Here is an 11,032-nt window from a genome sequence, read left to right as displayed (position 1 = left end):
GAGCCGTCGAGGGACTCGGCCCGGACGTGCGGTGCGGCACGCTCCGGGTGCCGCTCGACTACGCGCGGCCCGACGGGGCGCAGCTCGCCGTCACCGTCAGCCGGGTCGCCGCCACCGGAGCCGGCGGGGCCACCCGGCAGGGGGCGCTCGTGTTCAACCCCGGCGGGCCCGGCGGGAACGGGATGTACTTCCCGCTCGTGGCCGGTCTGCCCGAGTGGCGGCGCGTGGCCGCCGCCTACGACCTCGTCGGCTACGCCCCGCGCGGGGTCGGCCGCTCCGGGCCCGCGCTGTCCTGCCAGGACCCGGCGGAGTACGGGCGGGCCCCGTCCCAGGCCCCGCCCGCGGAGCCGGACGCCGCGTACAAGGCGCTGCGCGTCGCCGCCGCCCGGGAGTACGCCCGGGGCTGCGCGCGGCGGTCCGGAGCCCGCCTCGCCTCCTACACGACCCTGAACAACGTCCGCGACCTCCACGTGCTGCGCGCCGCGCTCGGCGAGCCGCGGCTGAACTTCATGGGGGCCTCGTACGGCACCTACCTGGGCGCGGTGTACGCCACGCTCCACCCGGGCCGCGTACGCCGCATGGTCTTCGACTCGGCCGTCGATCCCGATCCGCGGCGCGTCTGGTACGGCAACAACCTCGCCCAGGCGCCCGGGTTCGAGCGCCGCTGGGCCGACTTCCGCGCCTGGGCGGCCCGCCACCACTCCGTGTACGGGCTCGGCGACACCCCCGGGGCCGTCCAGGCGGCCTACGACCGGGTCCGGGCCGCGCTCGCCCGCGAACCGGCGGGCGGGGTGGTCGGCACCGGGCAGCTGCACTCCGCGTACCTGCGGGCCGCGTACTACGACGAGGTCTGGCCGGACCGGGCGGCGGCGCTGGCGGCTTTCCTGCGCGGTGATCCGGGCCCGCTGGTGGGGATCGCCGCACCCGATCCGGCGGCGGCCGCGGAGGGCGAGAACGCGACGGCCGTCTACACGGCGACGCTGTGCAACGACGCCCCGTGGCCCGCCGACTGGGAGACCTGGGACCACGACAACACCGAACTGGCGCGCACGGCCCCGTTCGAGACCTGGACCAACGCCTTCCTGAACCTGCCCTGCGCCTTCTGGCCGGTGCCCGGACGGCAGCGGCCGGTGGACGTGGGCGCGGGGGCGGCCGGCGCGCTCCCCGGCACGCTGATCGTCGCGGCCGAGCGGGACGGGGCGACCCCGTATGCGGGGGCGCTGGAGCTCCGGCGGCGGCTGGGACCGCGGGCGGGGCTGGTGACGGAGCTGGGGGCCGGCACCCACGGGGTGGCCGGCGGACGCAACGACTGCGTCGACGCTCATGTGGAGCGGTACCTGCTGACGGGTGACACCCCGGGTGGGCAGGTCACCTGCGCGCCGCATCCGGAGCCCGCACCGGTGTCGCTGGACGACCGGGCAGCGACCGCCCAGGGGCACCCCAGGGCACTGCTGCCGCCAGTCGTCTGAACTTCCGGGCGGGATCTCCGGCTGCGTCGATTCGGGGGCAGGGCCTCCCGATCCCCGGAGGACGCCGGTCAGCGGTCCTCCGGTCCTTCCCCCCAGGGGAGGTCTCTAGGCGAGTCCGGCCACCAGATCGGCGACGGACTTGCGGCGCCCGGTGTAGAAGGGCACCTCTTCGCGGACGTGCATGCGGGCCTCGGAGGCGCGCAGGTGGCGCATGAGGTCGACGATGCGGTACAGCTCGTCGGCCTCGAAGGCCAGCAGCCACTCGTAGTCGCCGAGCGAGAAGGAGGCGACGGTGTTGGCGCGCACGTCGGGGTAGCCGCGGGCCATCAGGCCGTGGTCCTTGAGCATGCGGCGACGGTCCTCGTCGGGCAGCAGGTACCAGTCGTAGCTGCGCACGAAGGGGTAGACGCTGACGTAGTCGCGGGGCGTCTCGTCGGCCAGGAAGGCCGGGATGTGCGACTTGTTGAACTCGGCCGGACGGTGCAGGGCCATGTTCGACCAGACCGGCTCCAGCGCGCGGCCCAGCTTGGTGCGGCGGAACAGGTTGTACGCGGTCTGCAGCTCGTCCGAGGTCTCGGCGTGCCACCAGATCATGATGTCCGCGTCGGCCCGCAGGCCGGAGACGTCATAGGTGCCGCGGACGGTGATGTCCTTGGCGGCCAGCTGGTCGAACAGCTCCTGGACCTCGTCGGCGAAGCCGGCGCGGTTCTCGGGCAGAACGTCCTTCAGCTTGAAGACGGACCACAGGGTGTAGCGGATGACCTCGTTGAGGTCCTTCGCCTTCTTCCCCGCGTTGGGAATCTTCTCTGGTGCAGTCATGTGTCTATTGTCCCGTGCGCTGATCGGTGGTCTGTGCCAGGGGTGCCCCAGCGGTCCCCAACGTGGCGATCACCACGTCGGCGGCCTCGCCGGCGCTCGCGATGCAGGCCGGGATGCCGACCCCGTCGTAGAGCGCTCCGCACACCGCGAGGCCCGGCAGGGCCGCCACGGCGGCGCGGATCCGGGCCACCCGGCCGAGGTGGCCGACGGGGTACTGGGGCAGGCCGCCGTCCCAGCGCGTGACGGTGGAGGCGACCGGGCGGGCGGCGGAGCCGAGGCCCACGGCCTCGCCGAGGTCGGCGCGGGAGACCTCGACCAGTTCCTCGTCGGAGCGGGCCAGGTCGCGTTCGTCGCCGTGGCGGCCGACGGAGGTGCGCAGCAGGAAGAGCTCGGGATCGGTGCCGGCCCAGGCCCACTTGTTGCTGGAGAAGGTCGACGCCTTGATCGTCCGGCCGTCCACGGGCGGTACGAGGAATCCGCTCGCGCCTCCCCCGGTGACCGCGGCGGGCAGGTCGCGGCGCCGGAAGGCCATCGTGACCAGGGCCATGGAGGCGTACTCGACCCCGCGCAGCTCGGCGGCCGCGGCGGGCGCGAGCCCCTCGAGCAGCCGGGCGGCGGGTCCGGCCGGGGTGGCCACGACGATGCCGTCGGCCTCGATGACCTCGTCGCCGTCCCGGGTGCCCGCGACCACGCGCCAGCCCGTGGCGGTACGGGTCAGCTCGCGCGCGGGGGCGTCGGTGAGGAGGCGGGCCCCGGCGGCCCGGCAGGCGTCGGCGACGGCGAGCGGGAGCCGCCCGATGCCGCCTTCGATGCCGGAGAAGACGGGGCCGGTCTGCGCCGCGAGGGCCGCCCGGCGCTGGAGTTCCCGTACACCCTCGCCCAGTGAGGCGTGCGTGCGGGCGGCTTCGAAGAGCTGCGGCACGGCGGCCCGCATCGAGATGCGGTAGGCGTTGCCGGCGTAGACCCCGCCGAGCAGCGGTTCCACGAGCCGGTCGACGACCTCGTGGCCGAGCCGGGCCGCGACGTACTCGCCGACGGCCACGTCCTCGCCGATCTCGGCGGGCGCCAGGTCGGCCTCGGCCCCGATCCGGGCCAGGCCCTCGGGGGAGAGCACTCCGGAGGCGGCGAGCGGGGCCAGGTCCCCGGGGACTCCCATGACGTGGCCGCGCGGCATGGGCCGCAGTTCGCCGCGGGTCCACAGGTGGGCGGTGGCGGTGGCGGGCGGCTGCAGGGCGTCGCCGAGGCCCGTGGCGCGGGCCAGTTCGAGGGCTTCGGGGCGGCGGGCGAGCACGGATTCGGCGCCGAGGTCCACGGGCAGCCCGGCGAGCTCGCCGGCGAACAGCTTGCCGCCGAGGCGCGGTCCGGCTTCCAGGAGCGTGACGCGGACGCCGTCGGCGAGCAGTCGGTGGGCGGCCGCGAGCCCCGCGATACCGCCACCGATGACGACGACGTGGCCGGTCGGGGCCGGCCCGTCCGTACGGCTGTCCGTACGCATGTCCGCTTCGTGCATGGACACATCGTCTCAGACCGCTCACGGGGCGATCACCGAGGCCTGACCGTGACCGCATCGGCATCACCTCGAGGCCGGGCGTACGAAACCCGTAGCGGTACCCGGGGCGTCGGACCGTCGGAACACAGACACCGGCGCGGCGGTCCGTCCGCGCATCCGGCGATTCCCCGGGGGTACCAGGCGATGCACACCCAGCACAGACGGTTCGGACGGCGTACGGCGACGGCCTTGGCCGCGCTCTCCCTGACGGGGGCGCTCGCGCTCGCCGGCTGCGCCGCCGGGGGCGACGACAAGGCGGCCAGGGCGGACGCGGCGGCTCCCCTGGAGCGGGAGGCCGCGGGTCAGGGCCCGGCGGCGGCCCCGGCCGCGTCGGGCGCGGGGGCGCCGTCCTCGGAGAAGGGCCAGGCGCAGGCTCCCGTACGCACGCAGATCATCCGCACGGCGACGCTGAGCGTGGAGACGGCCGATGCCCAGAAGGCGACGGCCGGGGCCCGGACGGCGGCCGAGAACGCGGGCGGGTACGTGGGCAACGAGAGCACCAAGCGCGCCTCCGACGGGGCGATGACCTCGACCGTGACCCTGCGGGTGCCCGGCGACCGCTTCGACGGGGTGCTGGCCGCGATGGAGGGGAGCGGGAAGCTCCTCGACCGCAAGGTCGAGGCGCAGGACGTGACGCAGAAGGTCGCGGACGTCGACAGCCGGGTCAAGTCGCAGCAGGCGAGCGTGGCCCGGGTGCGCGAGATGATGGAGAAGGCCTCGGGGCTGGGCGAGGTGGTGACCCTGGAGGCGGAGCTGAGCAGGCGCCAGTCGGATCTGGAGTCGCTGCTCGCGCAGCAGACGGCGCTCAAGGACCAGACCTCGCTGGGCACCATCACGCTGACCTTCTCCGAACCGGCGAAGCCCGAGGAGAAGAAGGCGGAGAAGAAGAAGGCGGGGCCGGGCTTCCTGGACGCCCTGGCCGGCGGCTGGCACGCCTTCGCGAAGCTGCTCCAGGCCCTGTCGATGGCGCTCGCCGCGGCCTCCCCGTTCCTGCTGACGGGCGCGGCCCTGCTGGCGGGCTTCCGGCAGTACCGCAAGTGGCGGCCGGCGAAGCCGAAGACGGTCCTGCCCCCGAAGCGGGTTCCCTCGCAGACCGGGCCGCTGTGGCCGGCGTCCGCGGCCGGCACCCGGGAAGCTCCGGCGGATTCCGGGGCGTCCGCGCCCGCGGAACCGGCGAGCCCCCGTACCGACGTACAGGACTGAACACCCATTCGCCCGTAGCGTGGTGCCCGCAGGCGTCGGCGGCGGGGAAGGACGGTACGGGCGGATGACGGGTGCCAGGGAACGGCTGGTGGTGGTCGGCGGCGACGCGGCGGGGATGTCCGCGGCGTCGCAGGCCCGACGGCTCAGGGGACCGGCGGAGCTGGAGATCACGGCCTTCGAGCGCGGGCACTTCACCTCGTACTCCGCGTGCGGGATCCCGTACTGGATCGGCGGCCTGGTGGGCGACCGGGACGAGCTGATCGCCCGGACCCCCGAGGAGCACCGCGCGCGCGACATCGACCTGCGGACGCGGACGGAGGTCGTGGAACTGGACCTCGCGGGGCAGCGGGTGCGCGCCCGGGATCTGGACTCGGGGTCCGAGTACTGGACGGGGTACGACAAGCTCGTCCTGGCCACCGGCGCCCGCCCGGTCCGCCCCCGGCTGCCCGGCATCGGGGCGCACGGGGTGCACGGCGTGCAGACGCTGGACGACGGACAGCGCCTGATGGACGCGGTGGAACGGACGCGGGGCCGCCGGGCGGTCGTGGTCGGCGCCGGGTACATCGGCGTCGAGATGGCGGAGGCGCTGGTCGGACGGGGCTTCGAGGTGACCGTCCTGCACCGCGGCGAGCAGCCCATGTCCTCGCTGGACCCGGACATGGGCGCCCTGGTGCACCGCGCGATGAACGGCATGGGCATCCGCACGGTCGCGGGCGCCGAGGTCACCAAGATCCTGCAGGACGAGCAGGGGCGGGCCTGCGCGGTCGCCACGGCGGCGGGGGACGAGTACCCGGCGGACGTCGTGGTCCTCGGCATCGGCGTGGAGCCGCGTACGGCGCTGGCGCGCGCGGCGGGCCTGCCGCTGGGCGCGTCGGGCGGCCTGCTGACGGACCTGTCGATGCGGGTGCGCGGGCAGGGGAACGTCTGGTCGGGCGGCGACTGCGTGGAGGTGTGGGACCTGGTGGCGGGCCGCACGCGGCACATCCCGCTGGGCACGCACGCCAATAAGCACGGCCAGGTCATCGGCTCCAACGTGGGCGGCGGCTACGCCACGTTCCCCGGGGTGGTGGGCACGGCCGTGAGCAAGGTCTGCGACCTGGAGATCGCGCGTACGGGGCTGCGCGAGCGGGACGCCCTGGAGGCGGGCCTGCGGTTCGTGACGGCCACCATCACCTCGACGAACACGGCGGGCTACTACCCGGGGGCCCGGGAGATGACGGTGAAGATGCTGGCGGAACGGCGTACGGGCCGGCTCCTGGGCGTCCAGATCGTCGGCGGCGCGGGGTCCGCGAAGCGGGTGGACATCGCGGCGGTGGCCCTGACGGCCGGTATGACGGTGGACCAGGTGGTCTCCCTGGACCTGGGCTACGCCCCGCCGTTCTCCCCCGTCTGGGACCCGGTCCTGGTCGCGGCCCGCAAGGCGGTCTCGGCGGTCCGCGCGGCAGGCGCGCAATGAGCTGAGCCGGGCTACGGGGCCATGGACCGACCCCCGATGCCCGCGGCGCCGGCGAGCTGCGCCTGCCACCATGCCGTCATCTCCCGGCCGCTCATGGCGGCCCAGACGGGGGTCTGTTCGACCTGGGCCCTGCCCAGGCGGCGGGCGAGCGCGACCAGTTCCCGTCCGGCGGCGCCGCGGGCGTCCTGGTAATCGCGCAGCAGCTCCTCGAAGGTGTCGCTGCGGCGCCAGCCGTCGGCGAAGGCGGAGGCGTCCTGGAGGGCCTTGGCCGCGCCGCTCGTGTTGTGCGGGCGTACGACGCTGGCCGCGTCCCCCGCGAGCAGCAGCCGGCCCGCGGCGGTCCGCGCGGGTTCCAGGTCGTAGATGGGCTGCACGAAGGTGTCCGCCGGGTCGGTCAGCGCGAGCGCCCGCCCCCAGTACGGCGGGAACTCCCGGTCGAGCAGCGCGCCGAGGTGTCCGGCCAGTTCCGGGGTCAGTCCGCCCGGGGGGAAGCTCGTCGGGTCGTCGAACCGCAGCTGCCCGTCCCGCGGCGGAGGGGCGTAGAGCACCCAGTTCACCCGGGGTCCGTCCGGACCGGGGATGCGGTAGATGACACAGGTGCCGCCCGGGAAGCAGACCGTGGTCACCGCCTCGGGCACCGGGTCCGTACCGCCGCCGGGTTCCGCGAGCCGCGCCGCGTCGAAGTTCCCGCGCCAGCACACGTACCCGGCGTAGTGCGGCCGGGACTCGGGGCAGAGTGCCGCGCGCACCACCGACCGGTACCCGTCCGCGCCGACGACCAGGTCGTACCGCTCGACCGTGCCGTCCTGGAGCCGTACCCCGACGCCTTCGGTGCCGGTCTCCTCGACGCCGGTCACCGCCGCACCCTGCCGGTAGACCACGGTGTCCGGTACCGACTCCCGCAGACCGCGCCAGAGCAGGCCCCAGTGGTAGGAGTGGAAGGGGAACGGCTGCTCCCAGACGACCCGCCCGCCCGGCCCGGCGCCGGCGTCGTCCCGGACCACCCAGCGGCGCCGTTCCAGCCGGTGCGCCGCGATGCCCTCGGGCAGGGAGCCGTTCGCGCCGAGCTCGGCGGCCCGCTCGTCGTTGATGCACAGCCCCACGCCGCGGTCCTGGAGCCGCCCGTGGGTGCGCTCCAGCACCACCACCTCGCCGGCGCCGGCCCGCGCCGCCGCCGTGGCGACGGCACACCCCGCGATGCTCCCGCCGACCACTGCGACCGTTCCGCCCCGCATGACCGCCTCCTGCCGAAGCGCACTGTCCCTGCCCGTGACGCACTGTCCGGGGGCGGGTCAGGTTACTGAACCCGGCGGGGCGACGTGCCGGAGTGCCGCGATCCCTCCGGCAGGTCGGCCGAAAAGGGTCAGCGGGCCGTCCGCGTGTGGACGTAGTCCACCAGACGGGTCAGCGCGTCCGGGTTCGTCGTCGGGAGGACGCCGTGGCCCAGGTTGAAGACGTGGCCCTCCAGGTCCGCCGCCGCGGCGAGGACCTCGTCCGTCTTGGCCTCGACGGCCTCCGGGGTGGAGAAGAGCACGGCCGGGTCCAGGTTGCCCTGGAGCGCCTTGCCGGGGCCGACCCGCTTGACGGCCTCGTCCAGGGAGACCCGGTAGTCGACGCCCATGACGTCCGCGCCGGCCTCGCCCATGAGGCCGAGGAGCTCGCCCGTGCCCACGCCGAAGTGGATGCGCGGGACCCCGTACGAGGCGACGGACTGAAGGACCTTGGCGGAGGCGGGCATCACCGAGCGGCGGTAGTCCGCCGGGGCGAGCGCGCCGACCCAGGAGTCGAAGAGCTGGATCGCGGAGGCGCCGGCCTCGATCTGGACCTTGAGGAAGGCGGAGGTGATCTCCGCGAGGCGGTCCAGCAGCTCGGCCCAGAGCTCGGGGTCCCCGTACATGAGGGCCTTGGTGTGCTCGTGGTTCTTGGACGGGCCGCCCTCGACCAGGTAGCTCGCGAGGGTGAAAGGAGCGCCCGCGAAACCGATCAACGGCGTGGAGCCCAGTTCACTCGTGAGCATGCCGATCGCCTCGGTGACGTACGAGACGTCCTCCGGGGTGAGGTCGCGCAGCTGTGCGAGGTCCTCGCGGCGGCGGATCGGCTGGGCGACGACCGGGCCGACGCCCGGCTTGATGTCCAGGTCGACGCCGATGGCCTTCAGCGGGACCACGATGTCGGAGAAGAAGATCGCCGCGTCCACGTTGTGGCGGCGCACCGGCTGGAGCGTGATCTCGGTGACCAGGTCGGGCCGCATGCAGGATTCCAGCATCTGCGTGCCCTCGCGCACCTTGCGGTACTCGGGGAGGGAGCGACCCGCCTGCCGCATGAACCACACCGGGGTGTGCGGCACCGGCTCGCGCCGGCACGCCTTGAGGAAGGCGGAATCGTACGTCTGGCTCGGCGTGCCCGTGGGGCGGGTGTTGGCGCTCACGACTCAAATCTTCGCACGTATGAAGAAGTGCCCGGCCCGGCGCGGGTGTCCCTGCGCCGTACGGGCGCTCGTTCCGCCTAGTCTTCCCCGCATGGCTGCGGCTCAGGGACGATTTTCAGATGGCGCTGACGGTACGGACAGCGCGAAGGAGAGCTCCGTCCCGCTCCCGTTCCGGCGGGCGGTCGACGGCTTGAAGAAGGCGAGGCTGCGGCAGGGGATCGAGATCGATCCGACCAAGCCGCCACAGAGACTGGCACCGCACGCCTACGCACTGGAGGCGGCGGTCGTGGACGGGGAGGAGGACCTGGCCGACGGCCGGCTCATCCTCCTGCACGACCCGGCCGGGCACGACGCCTGGCAGGGCACCTTCCGGCTGGTGACGCTCGTACGGGCGGAACTGGAGCCGGAAATGGCCGTGGACCCGCTCCTCCCGGAGGTGTGCTGGTCCTGGCTGACGGGGGCGCTGGACGCGCGCGGGCTGACGTACGGGGAGGCGAGCGGGACCGTGACCATGGCCGCCTCGCACTACTTCGGCGGGCTCGGCGAGCGCCGGCCGGCGACGCAGATCGAGATCAGGGCTTCCTGGACGCCGCGCGAGGGGGTGGGCGGGGTGCCGGACACCTCCGCGCACCTGGCGGCGTGGTGCGAACTGCTGTGCCAGATCGCGGGGCTGCCCCCGGTCGGGCCGACGGAGACGGTGACGGGTGTGGTCTCGCTGCCCCAGCGGCGCGGTCCGCACCATCCGCAGGGATAGAGGGACAGCACGACGGGAGGAGGCCCCCGCGGCCTCCCGCCCGACCCCTTCCGTACGTGAACGCGACCGGACGGGACCGCCGGACCCGGCGCGCGGCAGGACCCCGGGCGGCCCGGCGGACTTCAGGACAGCTCCGCACACCTCCTGAGCAGGCGATACGCCCCTTCCGCCGGCTATGAAATCCGTGGCGGGGCATCGGATCGGGGCGTCCTTTGCGGGCTTCTGATCACCCTATGATCGATCGTGCGTCCGAATTGCCCGAATTGTTACTCACCAAATCGTGATCATTCCCTAAAGCCGGGCGGGTGACGTGCCGAAGGAGTCAGTGACCATCCGCACGGTTCGCACCGGCTTCCTTCCCCCAGCCGGCCGTCCCGCCACTCCCCCAGGAGGCCTAGGTGTCCGTTCTTCTCGAGCAGCCCGCAAGCCTGGTCGCCTACCGCCCGAACAAGCCGACGGCCATGGTCGTCGTGGCCGACCCGCGCGTGCGTTCCACCGTGACCCGCCATTTGTGGGCCCTCGGGGTACGCGACGTGATCGAGGCGTCGTCCATCGCGGAGGCCCGCCCACGCATCGGCAGCCCGCGCGACATCTGCGTGGCCGACGTACACCTGCCCGACGGTTCCGGTCTCACCCTGCTCTCCGAGACCCGCGCCGCCGGTTGGCCGAACGGCCTGGCCCTGTCCGCCGCCGACGACATCGGCGCCGTGCGCAACGCCCTCGCGGGCGGAGTGAAGGGCTACGTCGTCACCGGCACCCGGACCAACATCGGGCTCCCGTCCCGGCCCGGCGCCGCCCCCATCGGCGCCGCCGCGGCCCGTATGCACCGCCGCCCCCCGGGTGCCCCGAGCCACCCGGGCGGCTACCGAGAGCTCTCCGGCCGCGAGGTCGAGGTCCTGCGCCTCGTCGCGGAGGGCCAGTCCAACAAGGCCATCGGAGTCTCGATGGGCCTGTCCGCCCTGACCGTCAAGTCCCACCTGGCACGGATCGCCCGCAAGCTGGGCACCGGCGACCGGGCCGGGATGGTCGCCGTCGCCCTGCGCACCGGGATCATCCACTGACCCGGCCGATACCCCCGGAAGACCCCGGGCCAACAACCGGAGAACCCGGGGAAACGTCCGTCCTTCCCCCTCGCGCCCGTCGCCGGAACGTTCCGGCGACGGGCGCGTCGCATCCACGGATACCCTTGACCGGTGACCGACGCCCAAGAAACCGCAGCAGGCCTGCGCACCACCACCGGGGGCGGCCCCCCGGACGACGAGGTTTCGTCCGAAGGGCTGCCCGTCCCCTTGCTCGAACCCCGTGAGGGCATCCCTCCGGTGGTCGCCGACGCCGAAGCCCTCGCCGAGGTGGT

At 74.0% G+C, this 11,032-nt stretch carries 9 protein-coding genes and 1 pseudogene; 6 read left to right on the top strand and 4 right to left on the bottom strand.

From position 1 onward, the window contains the following. Positions 1-1,469: alpha/beta hydrolase (locus ACWGDE_RS30105; protein ID WP_453392188.1), on the top strand; the 1,469-nt coding region annotated here is incomplete at its 5' end. Positions 1,470-1,574: 105 nt separating this feature from the next. Here ACWGDE_RS30105 and hemQ read toward each other — a convergent pair. Then, entirely contained in the window at positions 1,575-2,288 is a 714-nt protein-coding gene (gene hemQ / locus ACWGDE_RS30100; RefSeq protein ID WP_254384570.1) for a hydrogen peroxide-dependent heme synthase, read from the bottom strand. A gap of 4 nt (positions 2,289-2,292) precedes the next feature. After that, positions 2,293-3,798, bottom strand: coding sequence for a protoporphyrinogen oxidase (gene hemG, locus ACWGDE_RS30095; RefSeq protein WP_453392187.1), 1,506 nt, complete (start codon positions 3,796-3,798; stop codon positions 2,293-2,295). A gap of 228 nt (positions 3,799-4,026) precedes the next feature. Between hemG and ACWGDE_RS30090 the strand changes: the two genes are divergently transcribed. Together ACWGDE_RS30090 and ACWGDE_RS30085 are read left to right on the top strand one after the other, a co-directional pair. Then, entirely contained in the window at positions 4,027-5,040 is a 1,014-nt protein-coding gene (locus ACWGDE_RS30090; protein WP_453392186.1) for a DUF4349 domain-containing protein, read from the top strand. Positions 5,041-5,104: 64 nt separating this feature from the next. Beyond that, positions 5,105-6,496 carry an FAD-dependent oxidoreductase gene (locus ACWGDE_RS30085; RefSeq protein WP_453392185.1) on the top strand — a complete coding sequence of 464 codons (1,392 nt, stop codon included), beginning with the start codon at positions 5,105-5,107 and terminating at the stop codon, positions 6,494-6,496. Positions 6,497-6,507: 11 nt separating this feature from the next. Here ACWGDE_RS30085 and ACWGDE_RS30080 read toward each other — a convergent pair whose 3' ends face one another. Both ACWGDE_RS30080 and hemE read right to left on the bottom strand, forming a co-directional pair. Then, positions 6,508-7,731 carry a monooxygenase gene (locus ACWGDE_RS30080; RefSeq protein WP_453392184.1) on the bottom strand — a complete coding sequence of 408 codons (1,224 nt, stop codon included), beginning with the start codon at positions 7,729-7,731 and terminating at the stop codon, positions 6,508-6,510. Positions 7,732-7,859: 128 nt separating this feature from the next. After that, the gene (gene hemE, locus ACWGDE_RS30075) at positions 7,860-8,924 is read right to left on the bottom strand and encodes a uroporphyrinogen decarboxylase (RefSeq protein ID WP_453392183.1); all 1,065 of its coding nucleotides are present in this window, start codon (positions 8,922-8,924) and stop codon (positions 7,860-7,862) included. A gap of 91 nt (positions 8,925-9,015) precedes the next feature. Between hemE and ACWGDE_RS30070 the strand changes: the two genes are divergently transcribed. The 3 genes and pseudogenes from ACWGDE_RS30070 to ACWGDE_RS30060 all read left to right on the top strand — a co-directional run. Continuing rightward, a complete protein-coding gene (locus tag ACWGDE_RS30070; protein WP_422460364.1) occupies positions 9,016-9,678 on the top strand; it encodes a DUF3000 domain-containing protein in 663 nt (220 codons plus the stop codon). Positions 9,679-10,076: 398 nt separating this feature from the next. Continuing rightward, positions 10,077-10,739: a response regulator transcription factor gene (locus tag ACWGDE_RS30065; RefSeq protein ID WP_214956508.1), complete on the top strand. Its 663-nt coding sequence runs from the start codon at positions 10,077-10,079 to the stop codon at positions 10,737-10,739. A gap of 132 nt (positions 10,740-10,871) precedes the next feature. Next, positions 10,872-11,032 (top strand): annotated as a pseudogene (locus ACWGDE_RS30060) (ribonuclease D); the annotation flags it as partial.

The organism is Streptomyces sp. NPDC054956 (genome assembly GCF_053609185.1).
This window is presented reverse-complemented; position numbering and strand designations above follow the sequence as displayed.